The sequence below is a fragment of the Vibrio kagoshimensis genome (assembly GCF_050337535.1).
Taxonomy (GTDB): Bacteria; Pseudomonadota; Gammaproteobacteria; order Enterobacterales; family Vibrionaceae; genus Vibrio; species Vibrio gallaecicus.
The window spans coordinates 88,444-111,964 of sequence record NZ_JAKJSZ010000010.1; the positions used below are offsets into that span (position 1 = coordinate 88,444).

22 protein-coding genes and 1 other RNA gene are annotated in these 23,521 nt (G+C 39.5%); 12 read left to right on the forward strand and 11 right to left on the reverse strand.

Features of this window, described 5'->3' with window-relative positions; all coding sequences use genetic code 11:
• Positions 1 to 201 precede the first annotated feature (201 nt).
• On the reverse strand, positions 202 to 783 hold the full coding sequence (gene grpE / locus L4C37_RS11390; protein WP_429768639.1) for a nucleotide exchange factor GrpE: 582 nt from the start codon (positions 781 to 783) through the stop codon (positions 202 to 204).
• 143 nt (positions 784 to 926) lie between these two features.
• On the opposite strand from grpE, the gene nadK reads away from it, so the two are divergent.
• The 3 genes from nadK to bamE all read left to right on the forward strand — a co-directional run bounded on the left by nadK (position 927) and on the right by bamE (position 4,293).
• Positions 927 to 1,811, forward strand: a complete 885-nt coding sequence (gene nadK, locus L4C37_RS11395) for an NAD(+) kinase (RefSeq protein WP_137374927.1) — start codon at positions 927 to 929, stop codon at positions 1,809 to 1,811.
• Between the two features lie 291 nt (positions 1,812 to 2,102).
• The gene (gene recN, locus L4C37_RS11400; RefSeq protein WP_429768640.1) at positions 2,103 to 3,767 is read left to right on the forward strand and encodes a DNA repair protein RecN; all 1,665 of its coding nucleotides are present in this window, start codon (positions 2,103 to 2,105) and stop codon (positions 3,765 to 3,767) included.
• Positions 3,768 to 3,933: 166 nt separating this feature from the next.
• The gene (bamE, locus tag L4C37_RS11405; RefSeq protein WP_137374929.1) at positions 3,934 to 4,293 is read left to right on the forward strand and encodes an outer membrane protein assembly factor BamE; all 360 of its coding nucleotides are present in this window, start codon (positions 3,934 to 3,936) and stop codon (positions 4,291 to 4,293) included.
• 53 nt (positions 4,294 to 4,346) lie between these two features.
• On the opposite strand, the gene L4C37_RS11410 is transcribed toward bamE, so the two are convergent.
• Together L4C37_RS11410 and L4C37_RS11415 are read right to left on the reverse strand one after the other, a co-directional pair.
• Positions 4,347 to 4,655, reverse strand: a complete 309-nt coding sequence (locus L4C37_RS11410) for an RnfH family protein (protein ID WP_273296484.1) — start codon at positions 4,653 to 4,655, stop codon at positions 4,347 to 4,349.
• A gap of 3 nt (positions 4,656 to 4,658) precedes the next feature.
• A complete protein-coding gene (locus tag L4C37_RS11415) occupies positions 4,659 to 5,087 on the reverse strand; it encodes an SRPBCC family protein (RefSeq protein WP_372266649.1) in 429 nt (142 codons plus the stop codon).
• A gap of 119 nt (positions 5,088 to 5,206) precedes the next feature.
• On the opposite strand from L4C37_RS11415, the gene smpB reads away from it, so the two are divergent.
• From smpB to L4C37_RS11430, 3 genes are all read left to right on the forward strand, one after another.
• Positions 5,207 to 5,692 (forward strand): SsrA-binding protein SmpB, encoded by a 486-nt coding sequence (gene smpB / locus L4C37_RS11420; RefSeq protein ID WP_137374932.1) that lies wholly within the window; start codon positions 5,207 to 5,209, stop codon positions 5,690 to 5,692.
• Positions 5,693 to 5,758: 66 nt separating this feature from the next.
• Positions 5,759 to 6,125, forward strand: a transfer-messenger RNA (tmRNA) gene (gene ssrA / locus L4C37_RS11425).
• Between the two features lie 190 nt (positions 6,126 to 6,315).
• On the forward strand, positions 6,316 to 7,539 hold the full coding sequence (locus L4C37_RS11430; protein WP_429768641.1) for an integrase domain-containing protein: 1,224 nt from the start codon (positions 6,316 to 6,318) through the stop codon (positions 7,537 to 7,539).
• A 256-nt stretch (positions 7,540 to 7,795) separates the two neighbouring features.
• Here L4C37_RS11430 and L4C37_RS11435 read toward each other — a convergent pair whose 3' ends face one another.
• The 4 genes from L4C37_RS11435 to L4C37_RS11450 form a co-directional block, all read right to left on the reverse strand.
• Positions 7,796 to 8,974 carry a GapS4b family protein gene (locus L4C37_RS11435; RefSeq protein ID WP_429768642.1) on the reverse strand — a complete coding sequence of 393 codons (1,179 nt, stop codon included), beginning with the start codon at positions 8,972 to 8,974 and terminating at the stop codon, positions 7,796 to 7,798.
• Entirely contained in the window at positions 8,974 to 9,915 is a 942-nt protein-coding gene (gene gapS4a / locus L4C37_RS11440; RefSeq protein WP_429768643.1) for a GapS4a family protein, read from the reverse strand. The genes L4C37_RS11435 and gapS4a overlap by 1 nt, the downstream gene beginning before the upstream one ends.
• Before the next feature lie 296 nt (positions 9,916 to 10,211).
• Positions 10,212 to 11,057, reverse strand: coding sequence for a hypothetical protein (locus L4C37_RS11445; RefSeq protein WP_429768644.1), 846 nt, complete (start codon positions 11,055 to 11,057; stop codon positions 10,212 to 10,214).
• The gene (locus tag L4C37_RS11450; protein WP_429768645.1) at positions 11,047 to 11,271 is read right to left on the reverse strand and encodes a helix-turn-helix transcriptional regulator; all 225 of its coding nucleotides are present in this window, start codon (positions 11,269 to 11,271) and stop codon (positions 11,047 to 11,049) included. The genes L4C37_RS11445 and L4C37_RS11450 overlap by 11 nt, the downstream gene beginning before the upstream one ends.
• A 256-nt stretch (positions 11,272 to 11,527) precedes the next feature.
• On the opposite strand from L4C37_RS11450, the gene L4C37_RS11455 reads away from it, so the two are divergent.
• The 3 genes from L4C37_RS11455 (at position 11,528) to L4C37_RS11465 (ending at position 14,098) form a co-directional block, all read left to right on the forward strand.
• The gene (locus L4C37_RS11455) at positions 11,528 to 12,046 is read left to right on the forward strand and encodes a hypothetical protein (RefSeq protein WP_429768646.1); all 519 of its coding nucleotides are present in this window, start codon (positions 11,528 to 11,530) and stop codon (positions 12,044 to 12,046) included.
• Positions 12,047 to 12,350: 304 nt separating this feature from the next.
• Positions 12,351 to 13,154: a hypothetical protein gene (locus L4C37_RS11460; RefSeq protein WP_429768647.1), complete on the forward strand. Its 804-nt coding sequence runs from the start codon at positions 12,351 to 12,353 to the stop codon at positions 13,152 to 13,154.
• Positions 13,151 to 14,098, forward strand: coding sequence for a DUF1848 domain-containing protein (locus tag L4C37_RS11465; RefSeq protein ID WP_429768648.1), 948 nt, complete (start codon positions 13,151 to 13,153; stop codon positions 14,096 to 14,098). The genes L4C37_RS11460 and L4C37_RS11465 overlap by 4 nt, the downstream gene beginning before the upstream one ends.
• Before the next feature lie 201 nt (positions 14,099 to 14,299).
• Here the strand turns inward: L4C37_RS11465 and L4C37_RS11470 are convergent, their stop codons facing one another.
• The 3 genes from L4C37_RS11470 to L4C37_RS11480 all read right to left on the reverse strand — a co-directional run bounded on the left by L4C37_RS11470 (position 14,300) and on the right by L4C37_RS11480 (position 17,667).
• Entirely contained in the window at positions 14,300 to 15,076 is a 777-nt protein-coding gene (locus tag L4C37_RS11470; RefSeq protein ID WP_429768649.1) for a carbohydrate-binding protein, read from the reverse strand.
• 643 nt (positions 15,077 to 15,719) lie between these two features.
• On the reverse strand, positions 15,720 to 16,691 hold the full coding sequence (locus L4C37_RS11475) for an ion channel (protein WP_429768650.1): 972 nt from the start codon (positions 16,689 to 16,691) through the stop codon (positions 15,720 to 15,722).
• Positions 16,692 to 16,779: 88 nt separating this feature from the next.
• Entirely contained in the window at positions 16,780 to 17,667 is an 888-nt protein-coding gene (locus L4C37_RS11480) for a LysR substrate-binding domain-containing protein (protein WP_429768651.1), read from the reverse strand.
• 135 nt (positions 17,668 to 17,802) lie between these two features.
• Between L4C37_RS11480 and L4C37_RS11485 the strand changes: the two genes are divergently transcribed.
• Complete coding sequence (locus tag L4C37_RS11485; protein ID WP_429768652.1) at positions 17,803 to 19,056, forward strand: D-amino acid dehydrogenase; 1,254 nt, start codon at positions 17,803 to 17,805, stop codon at positions 19,054 to 19,056.
• A gap of 300 nt (positions 19,057 to 19,356) precedes the next feature.
• Positions 19,357 to 20,904, forward strand: coding sequence for an alanine/glycine:cation symporter family protein (locus L4C37_RS11490; RefSeq protein WP_137374945.1), 1,548 nt, complete (start codon positions 19,357 to 19,359; stop codon positions 20,902 to 20,904).
• Positions 20,905 to 21,061: 157 nt separating this feature from the next.
• Here the strand turns inward: L4C37_RS11490 and L4C37_RS11495 are convergent, their stop codons facing one another.
• Positions 21,062 to 21,658 (reverse strand): acetate uptake transporter, encoded by a 597-nt coding sequence (locus L4C37_RS11495; protein ID WP_137374946.1) that lies wholly within the window; start codon positions 21,656 to 21,658, stop codon positions 21,062 to 21,064.
• 299 nt (positions 21,659 to 21,957) lie between these two features.
• Between L4C37_RS11495 and L4C37_RS11500 the strand changes: the two genes are divergently transcribed.
• Positions 21,958 to 23,502, forward strand: coding sequence for a DUF3369 domain-containing protein (locus L4C37_RS11500; protein ID WP_429768654.1), 1,545 nt, complete (start codon positions 21,958 to 21,960; stop codon positions 23,500 to 23,502).
• Positions 23,503 to 23,521 lie beyond the last annotated feature (19 nt).

Genomic DNA, 23,521 nt, shown 5'->3' on the forward strand with positions numbered 1-23,521 from the left:
ATAATTACAACTGTGACATTGAAGCATTTAGTTAAAAACAATTAGTTTCATAAAATAAAACACTAAATGATTGAAAAACTGCATTTTAAAAGAACGAGCACCCATAAAATTAGAATGTGCTTATTTAACAGGGTATCTAGCTAACAGGCATAAAAAAAGAGAGGCATATGCCTCTCTTTTTATATCGGTCTTACTAGTGGTTTATTTTGAAACCATAACCATCGCTGGGCGAACAACTCGACCATTTAGCTCATAGCCTTTTTGCATCACGAACATAACTGTGTTTGCTTCATGATCAGGGCTTTCTTGAATCGACATTGCTTGGTGGAATTCAGGGTTGAAAACTTCACCTTCAGGGTTAATCTCTTTAAGACCAAACTTAGAAACAGTATCAACAAAAGTCTTATGCGTTAATTCAACACCTTCAAGGATTGGCTTAACCGCTTCATTTTCTGTATCAGCAGCTTGGATAGCGCGCTCCAAGTTATCGATAACCGGAAGCAGGCCCTCAGCAAATTTATTCAAAGCGAATTTACGTGCTTTATCTATTTCTTGCTCGCTACGGCGGCGCATATTTTCAACTTCAGCTTTCGCTCGAAGAACAGAATCTTGCTGTTCTTTCACTTTAGATTCACTAGATAATAATGCAGCTTCTAGTTGAGCAATCTTTGCTTCCTGCTCATCAGCAGCGTCTTCATTCAGTTCAGCTTCTTCCACTTTCTCAGCTTCAGCAATGATCTGATCTAGCTCTGCTTCGGTTACTTTGTTTTCTTCGTTGCTCATGATATCTCCAGAATTCGTTTTCAATGCAAGTGACAGGCGTGTTTGCGCCCCAAATTGATATAAAACACTCGCATAGACGTTCAACTTGCCTTTATTATGGGGATGAAGAATTTTGATTCAAGCCTAATTCGTTTGGAAACGTTATGAAAAAGCTATTTGAAGTCATCGCCATTATAGGTAAACCTCGAGATCAGCAAGCAATTCAGACTCATAGGGAGCTCTATCAGTGGTTAAGTGCTGAAGGTTATCAAGTATTTGTTGATGACCGACTTGCCAGTATTTTAGACGATATCCCGAAAGAACATTTTTCTAGTCTTATTGAGCTGGGCAAACGAGCAGACCTTGCGATCGTTGTCGGTGGCGACGGAAACATGCTCGGCGCCGCTCGTATTCTATCTCGTTTTGATATTTCAGTGATCGGTGTTAACCGAGGGAACCTTGGTTTTCTAACGGATCTAAACCCAGAAAACTTTCAAGAGTCGCTGACCGATGTTTTAAAAGGCGAATTTATAGAAGAAGAGCGCTTCCTACTTGAGACCGAAATACATCGCCACGGGCAAATAAAAAGTCATAATGCATCCCTCAACGAAGCCGTGTTACACCCAGGGCAAGTCGCACATATGATCGAATTTGAGGTGTATATTGATGATAGCTTTGCGTTTTCACTGCGTTCCGATGGTTTAATTGTTTCAACGCCTACGGGCTCTACTGCCTATTCACTGTCTGGTGGTGGTCCTATTTTATCTTCAAGCCTTAATGCGATCTCACTAGTACCAATGTTCCCGCATACCCTTTCAAGCCGTCCTCTTGTAGTCGATGGTAAACGTCGTATTAAGCTTATCGTTTCACCTGATAATCGAGGCACTCAAGAAATCAGTTGCGATGGTCAAATTTCGCTACCTGTTTCACCAGGCGACGAGATTCATATTTACCAAAGCCCTAACGTGCTCAAGCTTATTCACCCAAAAGACTACAATTATTACCACGTTCTACGTAACAAGTTAGGCTGGTCAAGCAAGCTTTTCTAAAGCAATAGATTGGCTTTCAGCGAATAATTTAAAAAAGGTTGACGGAGTTCGTCAGCCTTTTTTATTACCTATAGAACTCTCATCAAATCAATACTTATCCTTACGCCCTGTATCAAGATCCCTTCATTGGAAACGATTGAATCAGGAATCTATAGTAGTTTCAGTGCTCTATAGAGAACTCCAATTTCTGATGACTATCACAAAAATTTTTCAATCGCTGACTTTACTGTATAAAGAAACAGTATATACTGAGCTTATATACAGTATTGTTCAGTTATACAGGTAAATAAAATGCTGGCTCATTTAAGTGTTAATAATTTCGCTATTGTTAAGTCTTTACAGCTAGAACTTTCTAAAGGCATGACAACAATTACCGGAGAAACCGGTGCAGGTAAATCTATTGCAATTGATGCGTTAGGTTTGTGTCTTGGAGGAAGAGCTGATGCAGGAATGGTTAGGCAAGGTGAAGATAAAACCGAAGTCAGCGCTGCATTTTTACTCGAAAACAATTTACATGCGACTCGCTGGCTAGAAGATAATGATCTGCTAGATGGTTGTGAATGTATTTTACGCCGAACAATTTCAAAAGAAGGTCGTTCAAGGGCTTTCATCAATGGCAGCCCGGTGCCTCTAGCTCAGCTCAAATCTCTAGGGCAATGCTTAATCAATATCCATGGTCAGCATGCACACCACCAGTTAATGAAAGGTGATTACCAAATGGCTATGCTTGATCAGTATGCTGGTCATTTCAATCTTCTCAAATCTACCCGCTTGGCTTACCAAACTTGGCGTCAGGCTGATAATCACTTAAAACAACTTCTTGAAAATAGCCAACAAAACCAAGCTCAAAAACAGTTGCTTGAGTATCAAATAAAAGAATTTAATGAGCTATCAATCAATGAAGATGAATTTACAGAGTTAGAACAGGAACATAAGCGCCTTTCTAATAGTGGTGAGCTCGCATCTACTTGCCAACAAGCAATTGAATTGATTTATGAAGGTGAGAGTGTAAATGCACTAAGTATCTTACAATCAGCAAACCAATCATTGATAGAATTAGCTGAGCTAGATGAAAGACTCGTTGAACTTCCGAATTTACTTGCTGAAGCCATTATTCAAATCGAAGAAACCAACAGTGAGCTCAGAACGTATTTAGATAGTATCGATGTTGATCCGGCTCGAATGGTGTATGTCGAAGAGCGTTATTCCAAAATCATGTCTATGGCCCGTAAGCACCAAGTACTGCCTGAAGATCTATACCAACATCACCAAGATCTATTACAACAAATTGAAAGCTTAGATTGCTCTGACGAAAAACTTGAAGAGCTTGCTCAAGATGTAGAATTGCAATATCAAGCGTTCGTCGTAAAAGCTGAGAAGCTGCATAAATCACGAATTCGATATGCTAAAGAGCTCAATAAGCTTATTACGCAGAGTATGCATGAACTCAGCATGGAAAAAGCACAATTTGAAATACAGGTAAGCAATACCAATACTCACCCCTCACCATTAGGTATGGACAGTGTGACTTTTGTAGTTTCCACCAACCCAGGTCAACCAATGCAACCTATCGCAAAAGTAGCTTCTGGTGGTGAACTTTCTCGAATCTCACTTGCTATACAAGTTATTACAGCACAAAAAGTTGATACTCCGAGCCTCATTTTTGATGAAGTAGATGTGGGAATCAGCGGTCCGACTGCAGCAGTAGTCGGTAAAATGTTACGCACTCTAGGGGAATCGACCCAAGTGATGTGTGTGACTCACTTACCTCAGGTTGCAGGTTGCGGACATCAACAACTGTTTGTCGCAAAAAGTACCAAAGCAGGAAAAACAGAAACTCAGATGCGCACACTAGATGAACAACAACGTATATCAGAACTCGCACGCCTGCTTGGGGGAAGCCAAATTACAGAGTCAACCCTCGCCAATGCAAAAGAGCTCTTAGTTGCAGCGTAGCGTTTAAACATACCTTTATTCTCAAGTATGACTAATTTGTTCATAAAATTTGCAACTTAATTCAAATTTGCTAGTCATAACAAGCTCAATACGCAAGGAGCTTTTTACTTCTTGCGAGAGCTTGTTTATTATCAGGCAGTATTTTAGCGAATTAAGATCTCAAACTATGCGAATTAAAAAGTGGCTAGTCGCCGTTCCACTAGCTCTCACAATGTTGACGGGTTGTTCTGTATTAGAAAAGTTGGTTTATCGTATTGATGTAAACCAAGGCAACTATGTTGAGCAAGAAGCCGTAAACCAACTAAAGTTTGGCATGACCAAAACTCAAGTTCGTTATGTTATGGGCTCCCCAATGTTGATTGAGAATGGCTACCCTGATACTTGGTATTATATTTACCATCACACAGAAGGTCATAAAGACTCGATCCAAAAAAACCTCATTGTCGACTTCAACGCTGATGGCACATTAGTAGCTGTAGCGGGTGATTTTGAAAGTGGTGATGAGTTTTTCGAAAGCCTACGATAAATATAAATAAAGCTCGCAACTGGCGAGCTTTATTTTAAAAACTTTAACATAAGTTATTTTGCGGCAGCTTTCTTAGCTTGTTCTGCACGTTTCCTGCGAATCTCTTTCGGGTCAGCAAGTAAAGGTCTATATATTTCAATACGATCTTTATCTCTAACGGTCGCATCTAACTTAACATTTCGGCTAAATACGCCGACTTTATTTTTCGCAAGATCAATCTCAGGGTAAAGTTCTAACACGCCAGATTGCGCAATAATATCGCTAACATTGGTGTTCTTATTCACTACTAAAGTAAAAACACGTTGCTCTAGAGGAAGCGCATAAACCACCTCTACATGGATCATATCTGATTCAATTGTCATGGCTTAGTAAACCTGTTTGGCACGTTGAGTGAACGCACTGACCATATTTCCTGTGAGTTCATTAAAGATTTTTCCAAATGCCATTTCGATCATTCGGCTAGAAAATTCAAACTCTAACTTTAACTCTACTTTACATGCTTGATCATCTAATGGCGTAAAGTGCCATCCACCCTGTAATTTTTTAAAAGGTCCGTCCACCAACTCCATCATGATCATCGCCCCTTGAGTCAGGTGATTAGAAGTGGTAAATGTTTTACTTATGCCAGCTTTTGAAACATCAACAGATGCCACCATGGATGTATCTGATGACTCAATCACACGAGAGCCTGAGCATCCTGGTAAAAATTCTGGATAACGAGCAACATCGTTGACCAAATTAAACATTTGTTCAGCACTAAATGACACCAATGCTGAACGAGTAACCTTTGGCATATAGACTCCTGTTAAAGACAGCGTTACATTAAAAGCTGTCAGCAATTCTAATTCTATTGAGCTAGCGCGCAAACAAAAGGATTCCCCAATAGAGGCGCAATCCGTATAATGAGGCCATTATGGCAAAGAATAAATCAAAATCCAAAGCTGGTAGCAATACCATTGCGCTTAATAAGAAAGCTCGCCACGAATATTTCATCGATGATGAAATAGAATCAGGGCTTGAGCTACAAGGCTGGGAAGTAAAATCCTTACGTGAAGGTAAAACCAACATTGCTGAAAGCTATGTTTACATCAGAGATGGTGAAGCATACATCAGTGGTATGACGATTACTCCGCTTACTCAAGCATGTACTCATACCGTTGCAAACCCAACACGTATTCGTAAACTTCTTTTAAAACGTAAAGAACTCGATAACCTTATCGGGCGTATAAACCGTGAAGGTATGACTTTAGTAGCAACCGCGCTTTATTGGTCTCGCTCATGGGCGAAAATCAAAATTGGCGTCGCTAAAGGTAAAAAGCTGCACGATAAACGTACTGATATGAAAGAAAAAGATTGGGCTAGAGATAAAGCACGAATTATGAAGAGTAATTTGCGCTAAATTTAAGCACTTAAACGCACAATGCTAGACAGGCAAAGCTTTTCTGGTACTATGCAAATAACACTTGGGGCTGATTTAGGATTCGACAGGAATTTTGAAGTCTGAGGTGCATGCCGTGGGGCGGTTGGCCACGTAAAAAGCCGCAAAAAAATAGTCGCAAACGACGAAAACTACGCACTAGCAGCTTAATAACCTGCTCAGAGCTCTCTTACCCTAGCTTCCGCTCGTAAGACGGGGACCAATAAGAGATCAAACCCAAACTAGCTAGCGCGGATTCTCCCACCTGAGAGGAAAAGCGCGAATAACAATTCAGGTTAGCCTTTAACTAGCGTGTCGGTTCGCAGGTTGCTGGTGAAATTAAAGATCGACTAAGCATGTAGTACCAATGATGAATGATTTCTGGACGCGGGTTCAACTCCCGCCAGCTCCACCAAACGTTTGGAAAAGGACACCTTCGGGTGTCCTTTTTTGTATCTACATCATCGTAAAATCAATGACTTACCCGAAGTTATCATCCCATACAACCTCATAGCACCCCATATCAACTCACATTTTTAGTACCCAATGATTTACCCTATACTCAAATCCATGATTTTTTTGGGTACTAAATCAAGGTAATAGAGATGGCAAGACGAGTAGTTCCACTAACAGACAAAAAAGTTAAGAGCATTAAACCACTGGACAAAGAACAATTGTTCAGCGATGGGCAAGGCTTGCAACTTAGAATAATGCCAAATGGAACGAAGTCATGGCGCTTTGTATACAAGAGTCCTGCTACTGGTAAACGGACAAACCTAACTTTAGGAACTTATCCAACACTATCGATAGCTAATGCTAGAAAGAAAACAGAAAGCTACCGTGAGCTAGTAACACTAGACATAGATCCGAAACACCACGAAATAGAGGAGAAGAAGAAGAACGAAGCGCTACACCAGCACACGCTATTCAATGTATCACTGAAGTGGATGGAACTAAAAAAATCAGAAGTAACTGAGGATTATGCGAAAGATATCTGGCGCTCTTTTGAGCTACATGTTTTTCCATCTTTGAGATCACAACCTATCTCTATGATTACAGCTCAAGTTGTAATCGAAACTCTAAAGGTTGTAGAAGCCAAAGGTTCCTTAGAAACTGTGAAACGATTATCTCAACGGCTGAATGAAATCATGATCTACGCTATGAACTGCGGAATTATTGAGGCAAATCCTATAAGCAACATCTTAGCTGCTTTTAAAAAACCTCAGAAACAGCATATGAAAGCGCTGGAACCGCAAGAATTGCCAGAATTGATGGCTACTCTAGCTGAGGCGAGCATTAAGCGTTCTACACGCTGTTTAATTCGATTTCAACTTCATACTATGACACGACCAAATGAAGCAGCAGGTGCCAAATGGTCAGAATTCGACTTAGATAACCGAATTTGGACAATACCCGCAGAAAGAATGAAAAAGCGCAAGGAGCACCGTATACCTTTGACTGAAGAAGTCATCGGACTGTTAAGTATAATGGACTCGATGAAAGTAAATAGTGATTATGTCTTTTCGTCTGCGAAAGATCCTAAGAAACCCATGCATAGTCAAACAGCCAATATGGCTCTCAAACGTATGGGTTTCGGAGGACGCTTGGTTTCACATGGATTGCGCTCTATAGCCAGCTCCACATTAAATGAAGCGGGACATGACTACTACTTGATTGAAGCTGCTCTTGCTCATTTAATTGGGAGTGATACTCATCGTGCATATAGTCGTACTGACTACCTTGAGCGCAGAAGAGATTTGATGGATTGGTGGAGCAAGCATATTGTTGAAGCTTCTGGTACAAATGTGTCTTTAGCAGTTGCAATATAACTCTATACATGTGTAGAGTTCTGGTATTAATGCAGAGCGTACCTATCTAGATTAGCAGTCAGAAGACCCAAACCAGTATGTAACCTAATCGTACAGCTTGTCCCTCTGCCACCAAACTCGCTTTTAGGAGTAGTTTTTTATCTATCTCCGTGCATTGAACTAAGGAATGTAAGCCACAACCTCAGATAGTAAAACGTTAGATCTGTTCAAGAGTTTTTGTCCTTTTAAAAGAGCAGCTTTCACTCGTGATTTCTTATTAAGATTCTAAGGGAGCAGTATCGCCTGACTCTATAGGTTCTGATTCTGGTTCTTCAGTTACTACCTTTTGGTATTTTTTAACCAACTCTGTTTTCTTTAATTCTATCTCATGAAGAATCTTATTCTGTACATAATCGAGGTCGCTGGCGGTAGCTCCTTTGAGAGTCAGCTTCACAATATTGATGCCAAACTCTGGATTTTCCAGCTTCCTTTTATTGTACTCACTGAACTCATAAGAGACTTTACAGTTTCCTTTATATTTTTTGTAGGAAACTGAGTAAGTAGCTAAGAATTTCGTGACCTTTATGAATGGATGGATTTTCTTCCACCTGCGAGAAATGATCTTTCTCAAGTCTCCACGAAAGCGATACTGATCAATGTCCTTCTCAAGGATGTTCGCATCCTTACTAAAGCTCTCAAACTCTTCGTTCTCTTTATCCGGTTGAAAGCTAACATCATCCAGCCTCTCATAATAGAATATATAATCCGTGTGTTGAGATGAGAGATCTTCAAGAAACCTAACTCGTTCTTCGTTCTCGAAACTGTCAAAGAGCACTTTACCACCAGTCGGGGATTCAGTTATAACTTGCTTAGCTAGCAGCTCTTTCTCAATGCGATCTACAAACTGGTTAGCCACTTTTTTACATTCTGGTGTGGTATGATTTAACTGTATGTTCAACAGAAGATCACTGTCCTCGGTCTGTTTCTTAACCTCAACAGACCCTCTAAATACCTTTGTGCTTTCGTGCCAATCATCCAGAATATCTTCTCGTTGAATCTCAAACCCAAGCACATATGATTCACCTATGTCACTTGTCTCGATAGCAAAATCAGTAAAGTCTGTAATTCTATAGTTTTCAAAATGTTGAGGACGAATAGCGTCATCATCAATCACACCGCTGATAACATCTAAGATCTCAGTGTCTTTATCAATACTGAAGTTCCTAAAATTGACACGGTCAAGCTTCTCCGAAGTCTTTATGCTTTCCATCAACTCCAATGATTCACTAGGGCTTAGGAACGACTTCATGAGGCATGGAATAGTATTAGTCTTATCAGAGTTAGGACAAAACACTCCTCTTGCTCTAAGGACCGAGTTAATACTTCCGGGGGTACATCGAGTCTGACTCAACAGGTTTTTTAGCTCATCTCCTGAAGGTATGAATTGTCTGCTCATTAAAAGTCATTCCTAAAGTTATCGTTATAAGTTCCTACCTCGAGAGTTACGTCGACCTCTGTGGACTCATAATTATCGTCTTCATCATATTGGTTATCGAACATTGCTGTCATTTTGACCTCGTCAACGATAGGTGAATGATCTAATGTGTTGTATGTATTGAAGTAGATTTCGTAATGGTTGCTAAAGTCAGCACAAAGCTTTTTAGCTAGCCTGAAGACCAAAATCAAAGCATCTTTACTAAAATCAAAGTCGCAAAGTATGATGAGCTTCTTACCATCTTGGTGTGGAACTGACATAGGAATGATAGGTGAAGTAATATACTCAACAGGCATTACAGGTGTATGCCTCGTGTTGGAATTAACATTTAGTGTTGTAATGTTACAGAAAAAACTTGGCTTTTCATGCTTGTACTTGTTTTTTATAAACCCCAACGCAGAATATAGAAATGACGCTCTAGCATTATCAATCAAATGGATCGTATTAAATGTGATATCTGGTGAAATCCGACTCTTTAGAATCTTTGATTTGATATTGTCTGCTTCAGGATCTTCTACGTTGTTTAGATAGAACAGCACTCCAATATCTTCTTTCTTAGAAGTACCTTTGATCCCGTTTGCCAAGTTCCTCTTGATGTCAGAGCGTGAGTAACACTCTACTGTTTTAGCTACATCATTAAAATGAGCCTTAAACATCGAAGGAACCTTCTCATATGCATTACCTGAGTACTTGGCTGACACAATAACACTAGTTAATGTCTGCTGTTGAAGGAGGGATTTGTAAGCAAAAAGAGCATCAATTCCATGTGTGTTGCAACCGTGTTCCCCAACGATACAATTCAACTGATTGTTGCTGCACATATTTTTCCAGCCGAACAACCTTAAAAAGTCTGCGACTATCTTCTCACCGACTTCACCTACCCTTTTTGAATACTCACCCATTGGTCATCATACCGTTCGTAACTAATTGAAACACATGATACTCAATTGATTCCAGTTACACTAGTTGCAATCGAGCTTACTTTAAATGAGTACTCAAAGAATCAGAGCGCTGGTTAACGGAAAGGTTGCATCGATTTAGTCAACAACGCCGAGCGTCTGTACCAACTGGGCTTCTCGGCTACCGAAAAGCCATTGTTTAGTGTTCTATGGTACAGTATCAATTTCAGCCAGTTATACCCTTAACAACCTCCCACAATGGCGTATATAGCTATAACTGTATTCCAAATCGATTCTCTTTATACCTTTCCTTTTGCTCTGTAGTTAAACAACATCTTCTTTCTCAGTCTCAGACTATCCAACCAACAAAGATGCTCACAAAAAAGTAACTTCTCCAGTCTTTGTTTTTTAGTTTCATACCCGCCACTCTTAAATGACTTTCGGTCGATAACTTCTGCATACAGTAATTTATAAATATAGCTGAACTGCTCAATTGGATCGCAAACTTCTTGAACCATTAGTGGTCTTGGTATCCGTCCGTCTTTGATATGACATGTTTGAGATTTCTTCAACTTATTCCTAAGAGTTTCAATACAATCATCGTTCCCTGAATGAGGAAATACAATTAAATGAAAATGAGGTAACCAGAGTTCTTCCTTACGATGAAAATCAATTTCAAATGCACCTACAATTGCTCCCTCAAAACCAGACCGATTGAGCATCGAGTACAACCGCTTTTTGGTGTTTTCCAAATCTGTTTGAGAAGGAAAATCATAAGCAGTAAACGCACGATTATAGTCAATAATAGTTAGCACGTACCAAGGACGGACTGCTTGACGGTTTTTACCATTCAGCGCTCTCTTCCAGTTTATGACTTTGGCTTTCAGGTGATATCGTCTATACAACCTAACCAACTTAGCTACATGTTCAATTCTGAAATCGCGATTGCACTTCTTACAAGCAAGGCTACTACAAGGATCCTCATCAGCGCAGTTCGTTAACTTCTCTTCTAACTCATAGTGCTTCCCTTTACCCTGACTCTCTAGAAACTTGATTCTAAGCTCATCTTCATCGCAAGCTTCTAAGTAAGTTTCTATCACTCCGGCAACTAACTTTTCGTATTTGGAGTATTTTTTATTGGTCATCGTTGAGCACTCCATTGAGTAAACGATCCTGTTCTGAAACAGTGTAGCTAGGAGCAACAGGTCTACTTAACATCCACTCATCAACCTCACTTGATAGCCATGCAACACGAACCTCTCCAAACTCTCGAGGCGGAGGGAACTTTCCTGCTTTTGCCCACCTTTCTATTGATGACTCCGATACACCTACCTTCTTTGCTACAAGTTTTTTATTCAAATATGTAAGTTCGTTTCCGCACATTGGACTTCCTCAGTTATTAACCCAGAGGCGGAATTAGTTTTTTTAACTTCCAATATTTAATATGCGCAAAAAAATATCCTTTTTTGCAAAAAAAAATGCAACCAGCTGTTTTATAAGAACTTAAAAACAATGAATTTGTGAGTCTCACATTAAAACGTGAGACTCACATTGGTAATACTTGAACTCATAGGCATACTAGATACTTCTTTTACTCTCTAAAAGCGTATCTGCTATGACAAACAAAAATCAGACTGAAGAAGAAGCTAAGGAATCAACAAGATCCTCAGATGCAATTAGACAGGCTAGGATGGCTAAGAGACGTAAAAAATCCGGATTGATTCCTAAACGTCTACACCTTACTTCTAAAGATCTATCTCGATTACATGCAATCGCTACTGACGTTTTGGGATTTGAGATTCCGGAGGGAAAAGAGCTTGGACTCGAAGATCTTTCAGCTATCGTAGGCTACTGCGTGGCAGTCACCACTTCAGAACATAACCTATTAAAAGTGTCCAAACCTGACTCTGAAGAAAAATTGTATCGCTTAAAAGTGAAAAACATTATCCGGTACAGGTTAAAGAGAGAGAGAAACCGAAGTAATAGATACCAAAAGGTAGTTAACTTTCTGATTCAAAGTAACTATCCAGTTCCGACTTTTACAACCTCAATAAAGGAATACCTTCCTATTCCCGAGTTGAATTCTGAGGAATGGAGTGAACTAAAAATAAAAGCACTTTTGGGAAAGAACTAACTCAACTCAGCTGAGTAAGCCAAGCGCACTTTGCGGAGTCTTGCTTTCTTGAGCGAGCAAAAATGAATTTGCTTCTCTAAGCATGGGCAGTTTGGTTAGTTCGCTAGTATCTCAATACTAACTGTTGCTAACAGCGACCTTTAATAACAAAAAGTTATATTATTTAATTAGTTAGTTCCAACCCATCTATGGAAAACGACAGTTACGATATATCATATAAATCAGTGCACATATGGCTATTTTTAGCCATTGTTTTCAATAATTATAATCAAATAGATTCAAAGTTGAATCAAAGGAAACACTGATGTTGGTAGACGTTTTGAGAAGATGCAGTGGTAATGTCGCGCAACTAACTTGCTGTAATGATCGTACTCCATGTAACTGTGAAGATTCCCTTTGGGAAGACTACTTTAGGCGACTTGATACGTATAACTGTCAGAAAAAAATGAACACTTACGTCATCAAATATGGTCCCAGTTATGTCAGTGAGATATACCACTATTTGACTAAATCTAGAGTGCTTGATGATTTTGCTGGTACAGTTGTTAATGTTACCTCATTAGGATGTGGTTTTGCTCCTGACTACTTTGCTCTTCAGAAATATAACGCAGAAAATCAGTTAAACATTGACATAAGCTATACGGGATTAGATATCAGCACTTCATGGAATTTTGCTAGGCCAATTACCCCGAATTGTACTTTCATCCATCATGATTTAACTCAGGACTTTAGCTTACGAGGAGCCAACATCATATTTGTATGCAAGAGTTTCTCTACAATGCATAGAAGCGGTATTGGTCAGCGTTTCTTAACAAACCTTAATACAGCAATAAATCGTGACCTAGAAAATGGGGCAATCGTTGTGTTTGTAGATATTAATCTTCAAAATTTTGGTAGAGACGTGTTCGATAGAGGTATTACTGGAATGCCATATAAGAGACAATACTACTTTGAAGGATTAGAACAGCAAGGGGCGACATATACAAGACCAGATTGGATTGAGATAGAGTCAACTAACATCATTTACCCTTTAAATCATAACCTTATAGTGGATAGCATATCTCATACTAACAAAACTGTTATATTCGAATACAGGAAATACAATTGATTATTAGTGCTAGCAGAAGGACTGATATCCCAGCATTTTATACGCCTTGGTTTATGAATCGAGTCAGAGAGGGTTTCTTGTTAACCAGAAACCCTTTTAATGCACATCAGATTAAGAGAGTGTCTTTAAGTCCTGATGACGTTGATCTTATGGTTTTTTGGACAAGAAACCCTAAGATGCTAATGCATCATTTGAGCGAACTGGATCAAATGGGATATCAGTACTATTTCCAATATACGATAACAGGCTACCCTAAAATTTTAGAGAGCAATGTACCTAGACCACACAAAGCAATTGAGACCTTTAGTGAGTTAAGCAATTTGATTGGTTCAGAGAAGGTTATATGGAGATACGATCCGATTCTTTTATGTAACCTTATTGATATTAATGAGCACAAAAGGATTTTTCATAAAATAGCTAATTTACTTTCAGGAAAAACGAACAAAGTTGTTATCAGCTTTGCTGACTTATATAGTAAAACTGATAGAAACCTCATTAAAATTGAGTCACTTAATTATGTAGATATCACTCAGAGTCCTGACATGTTATTAGATCTTGTTCACTATATGCATAAGGTGGCGAGTTCTTTAGATATGGAAATTGAAAGTTGTGCAGAAGATATAGACATATCAGAAGCTGGTGTTCAACACGGCAAGTGTATTGATGATCGACTAATCAAAGATGTGTTTGGTATCGCGCTTGATTCTCGAAAGGATGCTGGGCAAAGGGAAGCATGTGGATGTATAAAAAGCATTGATATTGGTACTTACAATACCTGTCTACATGGGTGTTCATATTGTTATGCTACTTTCAGTGACAACACCGTTCAGAAAAATAAACAAAAGCATGATAGTAAAAGTCCTTTTCTTATCGGTGGGACAGATGGTATTGACCCTCACCTCTTAATACCTGAAAATAAGCTAATACAAGGCACATTGTTTTAAATGAATTAGTTTAGTATTGATCACATTTTTCAAATTTTCCCCAGCTTTTCTTTTAGTACCCAATAAGTTACCCAAAGAGAAAGAACAAGTATAATTTTTCCTTTAAGATCAAATCACTAGTGATAACGTTCAGATGACGCCAGCCCACCAAACGTTTGGAAAAGCCCAACTCGCAAGAGTTGGGCTTTTTTGTATATCAAATCAAAATTCATAATAGCTGCAATTACTTCTAGTAAGCACTTCCTCTGAGAAATTGAATTCGCCATTTAAATCTCGGTAAGCTTCATTTTGACCGAATCGATATAGCAAAGAGGCATAGATAGAATCTAGATATAAAGACATTGGGTCCTTTAAATCATGAAGCTTTCTGATCTCTACCATGCAGTTTTCCCATGCAAAAAGAGAATTAAACAGCTCGTATGACTCTTCTTCCAATAAGTTAATCGACTCATCAAGCTCTAACTCATGTAAAGCACGATAAATAAATGACATATTCAGTGCCATTCTCCGAAGTTCTTCATTTTGATATGTATCTAGCACACCTAGTTCAAAGCTGTCTTTAATATTATTTCTGTTTAGATCCGTACCTAAGATGACTTCTGCAGATTTAGGGTCAGATGATTCATCCGACGCATTAGTACTTCTATCTAGGACACCATCAGTAGCCAGCCTTCTCCAATACCATGACGTTTCAGGGTGTTCTCCTTTGTTGCCCCATTTAGATAGGTATAAATCTCCGTTTACATAAACCACCAGCCCGCTATGATAATTTTTATCTACTTCAAACTGTGGGATAGGTGAATTTACATGTACCCAACCTTCCCAATGGCTCTTGCCAATATAAGGCTCGTTACCTTTATTCCAGTGTGTCGCGACAAAAGCTTCCCCATTATGAGCCACACGGTCACCTACACTGTAAACAACCTGCTCTTCCCAAGATTTATCACTCAATGCATAAAAGCTTAAAAACCAACTCATAATCAACAATAGTTTTTTTAGTTTCAAAGTGTTTACTCACAAAACAAATCGTATGAGCAGTTTGAAGGTAAGTTAGGATGATGTTTATTCAGGAAAACAAAAGATGGACCTGTTCATCTAATTTGAATGACTTGCTAGCAGTGAATTACACCAAAAATGAGAGTTGAGGTGTAGCTAAAATCAAACACAAAAAATGCAATACTGTGGAGGCCGAGTCCGAAGTAAAAGGAATGATATAAACAAAGTGTTTATGGATGGTGTGAGGGGATGTGATTAAGCAGCTCATAAATGTATTAAAGCTTGAAGAGTGTCTTTCTTACTTACTTAATGCATAGGCAGTTAGGACACCAACCGTCACTGGCATTAGCCAAAGCATAACTTCAACCCAAGCTCTAACGAGGCTCTTCTTTTTTTTCTTATTACTTGTTTTTTTCTTGCTATGATTTTGACTTCCTGATGATTTCACTTATGCCTCAACCATAACCCAATGTACGAGTTTACATTCTCCCAGTACATGGTTAAAACACAAGACAAATATAATGTAAGTATCTATAACAAAAGACCAAATGGACAATTGCCATACAAATTTGTTACATATTAGCTTCAGCTACAAAACCGGCTTAATAAATAAGTAATATATTTTTCATCGAGTCATTTTCTTTACAAATACAACAACAAACAATGCCATGATAAAACTCCCCATAAAGGCTTCAACTGCAGCAATAAACCGAGCAATCCCAACAGGCGATATATCTCCATACCCAAGGGTTGTAAACGTCACAACGCTAAAATAAAGAGCATTAAAAAACTCTAAAAGAAGAAAGTAAGGTGCACTGGTGTCTGAATTGGAAGTAATGGTCGTATCTAGGAAAAAATACGCAACTGCACAAGTAATAATAAGAACGATAGAAAAAAGGACAACACGCAATGGGGACTCGCCATAGCCACAAAAATAATCCACCAGCTTAGAAATAAAACGATGAAAACTATACCGAGGTAACTGGTAACGACGAAATCGCATTTCTTTAGTGAAAAACATCCCCGCTGTCTCGAACAACCCTTGTTTTTCACATTGCTTACGTATATTTCTACATACCTCTTCTGCTTCTTGATACAACGATCTGGCTTTACTTCTCTCTTTGCGTTTTTCTGATTTCTTAGCTTCAGTCTCTTGTTTTAATGAATTTCCCCAATTGATGTTATCCAATCTCGCTCGCCCTAAATCAGAGCCAAGTAAGTTACAATTGTCCAAGTGAGCGCAGTGTAAATTAGCATTCACCATTTTTGCTTTCATCAGTGAAGAGCCACGTAGATCAAGCCCAAAGAAATGCGCGTCTCTTAAATCGGCTCTGTAAAAATCAACATTTCGGCAAGAATAACCTTTCTTGCACCCACGATTAACCAAGTCGATATCACGCAAGTTCGTTTTAGCTAATTGGAATCCATCAAGTGGTTTGCCAGCTATGGCCCATCGTTCTATTTTTTCTTTTACGTCATCATTACTTTTGTCGACTTTAGGATCATGCCAGTAACAGAGCCCTGAATCTCCACATTCTTCTTCACAATGCCAACCGTCGGGATTTACGTAACCACATGTTATTTTTTCTTCTTCCATGGCTCCTCCTTACAGTTATTGATAATTGTAGAAGTTATCTAGCAAGGTTGTATGGCAGAGCAAAAAAATATGATTTAAAAACCGATTACTAATATTCAATTTGCTGCGATAACCATTCCAAAAATGATTGAACGGCTCTGCTAGAGGAATGGGTTAACGCAAAATATCCAGCGTCTGCTTTAATCTCTACCGATAATGCCACTAAGCGTCCAGTCTCTAACTCATCTTTAATCAATGCTTTTCTGGCAAGCGCAACCCCTACACTAGCTTCCGCAGCTGCCATTGCCATATCTGTTCGATTAAAAAAATGACCTCGATTTGTATCGAACTCTAAATTCATTTTATTTGCCCAATAAGACCACTCTTGATCCCTGTTAGAACCTAGCCAAGGTTGGGCATCGTGCAACAAGGTGACATTCGTCCAATCAATGTCGACAACAATCCCTGCAGAATTTTCAGTCGAGCCTTTAGCTAATAGAGTTTTCAAATAATGTGGGCTGGCGACTGGCACTAAATACTCTTCAAATAACAAACTTGCATGTGAGTCCAAATAAGGTAATTCGCCATAATCAATCGCAATATCAAAGTCTCCCCCTGATTTATCAACAATGGCACCTTCGGCAAAGGTTTGAACTTGGATATCAGGGTAAAGCCTGTGAAAAGCCTCAAGTCTTGGGACCAACCATTTAAACGCAAAAGAAGGAGTGAGTTTTAAGCGAATCTCTGTACTCTGCTGACTTGTAAAATCGAGCTGAGCTAATACTGCATCTATATCCTCAAGGCTCGATTTAGCGACTTGATGCAAACGGGAACCAACTTCCGTTAAGCGTATTCCTCTAGAATGCCTTTCCACTAGCGTCAGCCCAAGCTTTTGCTCTAACTGCAATAGCTGCTGGCTTATTGCTCCTGTTGTTAAACACATAGATTTAGCAGCACTAGTCAGGCTAGAGTGCTGACCAACTTCTATGAATGTCATCAGAGACACCGCCATATTACTTTTCAAATACTTCACACTCAGCCTTTAGTAAAACTATAACCTGCTGTTAATTTATATCGATTGTTAGCAATTTGTAAACAAGACACTCTATCTCTACAGAATTTAGGGGATAATATGAAAATTATTGTGTTAGGCAGTGGCGTGATTGGTTTAACAAGTGCATGGTATCTTGCTCAGCAAGGGCACCAAGTCACAGTTATTGACAGGCAAGATGTCGCAGCAAATGAAACCAGCTTTGCTAACGCAGGGCAAATTTCCTATGGGTATTCGTCACCTTGGGCAGCTCCAGGAGTCCCCCTAAAAGCGGTAAAGTGGCTCACGCAACAACATGCTCCTTTAAAGATCACGCCCCCACTCTCTTTCGCGACCATCAAGTGGGCTTCAAAAATGGTAAGCAACTGTACCACACAGCGTTACGACCAAAATAAAGCTCGTATGCTGCGTGTTGCTAACTACAGCAAGCAATGTTTAAACGACCTTAACGCTCAAACGAATATTGAATATCAGGGCCGTCGCTTAGGAACGCTTCAAGTATTCAGAACAGCCAAACAATTACATGCCGTTCAAAAAGACATGAAGCTTCTTAAGCAAGCGAATACTGCTTTTGAGCTCTTAGACCAAACTGGCTGTATTGATAAAGAACCAGCTCTGAAAGGCGTTAAAGATAAAATACTAGGAGGGCTGCATCTGCCGGAAGATGAAACTGGCGACTGCTTTTTATTTTGTCAGCAACTGAAAAAGTTAGCGTCTTCATTAGGTGTGAACTTTATGTTCAATACACAAATCAAAAGTCTAACTACCCACAATAATCGCATTACATCTGTGCTCACCGATAAAGGAGAGCTAACCGCAGACAGTTATGTGGTGGCATGTGGAAGCTATTCCGCGCAGCTTCTTGCCCCTTTAGGTATCACACTTCCGACCTACCCAGTAAAAGGCTACTCGCTAACCTTACCCATCAAAAATAGTGAACAAGCACCACGCTCAACCGTGATGGATGAAACGTATAAAGTTGCCCTCACTCGTTTTGATGACAGGTTAAGGGTTGCTGGTACCGCTGAATTGAGCGGTTTTAATTTAGAACTTCCTGAAAAAAGAAGAAAAACAATAGAACTTGTTATCCAAGATTTATTCCCAAATGCGGGGGATTTACAGCAAGCGGAGTTTTGGACAGGGCTAAGACCTATGACACCTGATGGGACCCCTATCATCGGCGCAACACCGATAGAAAACTTATTCACGAATACAGGTCACGGCACATTAGGTTGGACTATGGCTTGTGGCTCTGGAAAGTTGCTCGCAGACATAGTGTCAAAACGCAAACCTGATATTGATTACTCAGATCTTTCTGTTTCTAGGTACCTTTAGAGCTTATAAAACCACCAGCACAACAGGTTACATAGTGAACATCATTTAGAATTAAATTCGTTGCATATCAAAAAACTTAAAACCGACGTTAATCCTGACATTTTGCAGAATGGACGCATATATATGCAGATATTAAGGGCATCGGTATGCCAATACTAAATTTTAACACTTAATTAGCATTTCGTGCTTGGCATCACGCATTAAGATAAAAGCAGATAAATAAATTAACAAATAAGTTACAAAAAGATTAATATATCGAACGAAAAATAAACATAATAGTTAATAACAGGGAAAATACTCATGCAGTCACTCGTTGATTTTTTGAATGGAATTATATGGAGCCCAGTGCTGATTTACTTGTGCTTAGGCGCAGGTTTGTTCTACTCCATAATGACTCGATTCGTACAAATTCGTCACTTCTTTGAAATGTGGCGCTTGCTTCTTAATGGTAAAAGTTCTGAAAAAGGAATCTCTTCTTTCCAAGCATTAGCAGTATCGCTATCTGGTCGTGTTGGTACTGGTAACATTGCTGGTGTTGCTGCCGCGATTGGCTTTGGTGGTCCTGGTGCAGTATTTTGGATGTGGGTCGTTGCTTTCTTCGGTGCAGCAACTGCATATGCAGAATCAACACTGGCTCAAATCTATAAAGAAGAAGATGAAGGTCAATTCCGTGGTGGTCCAGCTTACTATATTGAAAAAGCAATGGGTCAGAAATGGTATGCTTGGATCTTTGCTATCTCGACAATTTTCGCTTGTGGTATTTTACTTCCGGGCGTTCAATCGAACAGTATTGGTAATGCAGTAGAAGCCGCATTCGGTTCTGGTGACATGATTGAAACAGCTATCGGTACCTTTAGTTTTGCCAAAATTTTAACCGGTACAATCATCGCCGTCATCCTAGCATTCATCATCTTTGGTGGTGTTAAGCGTATTGCAAACTTTACTCAAATCGTTGTTCCATTTATGGCGCTGGCTTACATCATTGTTGCCTTCGTTATTATCCTATTGAACATCGGTCAAGTACCTGTTGTTTTCTCTATGATCATTGGCGACGCATTCACTCCTATGGCAGGCTTTGGTGCTGCAATTGGTTGGGGTGTGAAACGTGGTGTCTACTCAAACGAAGCTGGTCAAGGTACTGGTCCTCACGCAGCTGCAGCTGCAAGTGTTGATCACCCAGCTCAACAAGGTTTAGTACAAGCATTCTCTATCTACATTGATACGCTACTTGTTTGTTCAGCGACTGCATTCATGATCATCATCACTGGTGCTTATAACGTACATGGTGGTGCTGAAGGTGTTTTCCTTGTTCAGAACTTAGCCGCAAATATCGGTGCTAATGGCCCTGTATTTACTCAAATGGCGATCGAAAGTGCGCTACCAGGAATCGGCAAACCGTTCATCGCATTTGCTCTATTCTTCTTCGCATTTACAACCATTCTTGCTTACTACTACATCGCAGAAACTAACATTGCGTACCTAAGACGCACCGTTAAGATCCCTGGAATGATGTTCGCACTTAAGCTTGTACTTATCACTGCTGTTTTCTACGGTACAGTAAAAGCAGCAAACCTTGCTTGGGCTATGGGTGATGTAGGTGTTGGCTTGATGGCTTGGTTGAACATTGTTGGTATTCTTATCATCTTCTTCATGGCGAAGCCTGCAATTAAAGCTTTACATGATTACGAAGAACAGCAACGAGCTGGCGTGACTGAGTTTACTTTTAACCCAGTAAAACTTGGCATCAAAGGTGCTACTTACTGGGAAGAAAAATACAAACGCAAAACAGGTATAGATCCAAAATCTGAAGTTAAGCAAGCTGATGCTGTAGAACAACCATCAACATAATGGTGAGTTTGAAAGCACTTAAAAACATAAAATGACTTATTTAAAATAAGCAGTGGATATGAAAAAGGGTTAGCAAATGCTAACCCTTTTCTTTTGTATCAAAGTCACCCAGGCTTTAAAGCAGCACTAGCATGACTTTCAGTTAAGCAAATTGCTATTAAGCAGCAATCTCTTGAGTCATTAATTGTTCTGCTGGTTTCTTTTCTCCAACAGGTAACACCGTACGACCGTACTCATTATTGATTACTTGAGCCATTGCAAAGTAGATTGCAGATGCACCACAGAAGATACCTTCAAACCCCGCGATAGTGCCGATTAATTCGCTGCCAGTAAAATCACGAGCAGCAAGCAAGAAGAATAGAATCGTCAGTGAACCAAATACCACTTGCTTTGCCACTGGGTAACAAAGTGAACCAATGAACATAAAGCCAGTGAAGATACCCCACAATAGTAAGTACCAACCCATAAAGCTTGCTGGGCTTGCTGGTAAACCCATGTAAGGCATAACAATAAGCCCAACCAATGTTAACCAGAATAGACCGTAAGAAGTAAATGCGGTTGTACCAAACGTATCACCACGCTTAAAGCACATCATGCCAACAAGCACCTGGCTAATACCACCGTAGAAAATACCCATCGCAAGAATCATTGAATCAATTGGGAAAAACCCAGCATTGTGGATATTAAGAAGAATAGTGGTCATACCGAACCCCATTAGGCCAAGTGGCGCAGGGTTAGCTAGTTTGGTCGACATTGCAGATTTACCTTACTAAAGTGTTTATTATCAAAAAAAACGATACAAATTGTAAGAAAATTTTAATCTATAAACTTCAGTAACAAAAATTAAGTTATCGAAAACTAAGGTTGTACAAATGATCACATATACAAATGTGAACTAGATAATATTCATTCTTATAACATTCTGTGATAACGCATTTTAAATTTTTCGTATTTACATCCTTTGATGGGATTTCACAGTGCCAATCCATACGTGAAGCATTGAACTATGCTAAACCTATAAAAGGGGCTATTAATGTTGAATCGAGATTGCATATGGATTTGTTTACCGATCACAGGGAACTCTCTTCATCTCCCAGTACACCCGTGCCACCTCCTTTAGATGTGGCACAGTGGAAAGTATTGTTAATCGATGACGATGAGCAGATGCACCAAGTGACTAAGTTGGTACTAGCTAACTTTACATTCCAAGGGAAAGGTTTAGACCTTATCTCTGCTTACTCTGCGGCTGAAGCCAAAAGCATTTTGGCTCAACATAAAGACATTGCTCTTGCGTTAGTAGACGTGGTGATGGAGCATGATCATGCAGGGTTAGATGTGGTCAAATACATAAGGGAAGAGCTGAGAAATACTAAAATTCGTTTAGTCCTTAGAACGGGACAAGCCGGGCAAGCGCCTGAAGATTTTGTTATTCAAGAGTATGAAATTGATGACTACAAAGAAAAAACCGAGTTGACGACACAGAAACTCAAGACTCTCCTCTATTCAATGCTTCGTGCCTACCGAGATCTGACCACCATTGAAGTCCAAAAAGAAGGGCTGAGCAAGGTGATTCAAGCTTCAGCAAACGTCCAAAATACAACTACTTTAAAAGATTATGCCTCTTCTGTTTTGAGCCAATTAACATCGTTGATTCAATTAGACGCCTCTGCCTTTTATTGCTTAGTCAAACCTCGACCTGATGGTGAAGAGTCACGAGCGTTAACATTAGCCGCGACGGGGGATTATGTAGATTCTTACTCTGAATGTCTCTTTGAAGTATTACCCGAGGTTGTCTCAGCCCGTTGTCAGTTTGCGCTTACCCAACAAAGTAGCCAAAGCTATGATGATGCCTATGTTTTTCATATGACTGATGAATCCGGAGTAGACAGCCTTCTCTATATCAATATATCCCATAAACTGAGTGAATTAGATAAGCAATTACTCGAAATCTATATGCACAATATTGGGCTAACTTTTGAAAACCTAAACCTACTTGTCGACCTACGCGAAACATCTAAGGAGTTGGTCTATAACTTAGCAAATGCGGTAGAGGCAAGAAGCAAAGAAACTGGTGCTCATGTACAAAGAGTTTCACTTTTTAGTGAAAAGCTAGCACAGCTTTATGGATTGCCTCCACAAGAAGTTCAGATGATAAAGCATGCCTCGCCTTTGCATGATGTGGGAAAGGTCGCCATACCTGATAGCATTTTGCATAAACCAGGAAAACTAGATGCTGAGGAATGGGCAACCATGCAAAAGCATGTTGAATATGGTGTCGACATTCTTAGTAAATCAAAACGAAAACTCATTTCTGTCGCTAAAGAGATCGCTCAAAACCACCATGAAAAATGGGACGGTAATGGCTACCCTGCCCAACTAAGCCAATTTGATATTCCTATTAGTGGTCGAATTACTGCGTTAGCAGATGTATTTGATGCGCTAGGGTCAATTCGCAGTTATAAAAAAGCATGGTCAGATGATGACATTAAAAATGAAGTCCTCGCTCAAAGAGGTAAGCACTTTGAACCTAAACTTGTAGATCTACTTGTTGAACATTGGAATGAATTTATTGAGATTAGAGAGTCACACCCTGATTAGACTTTCAGCATCCATCATC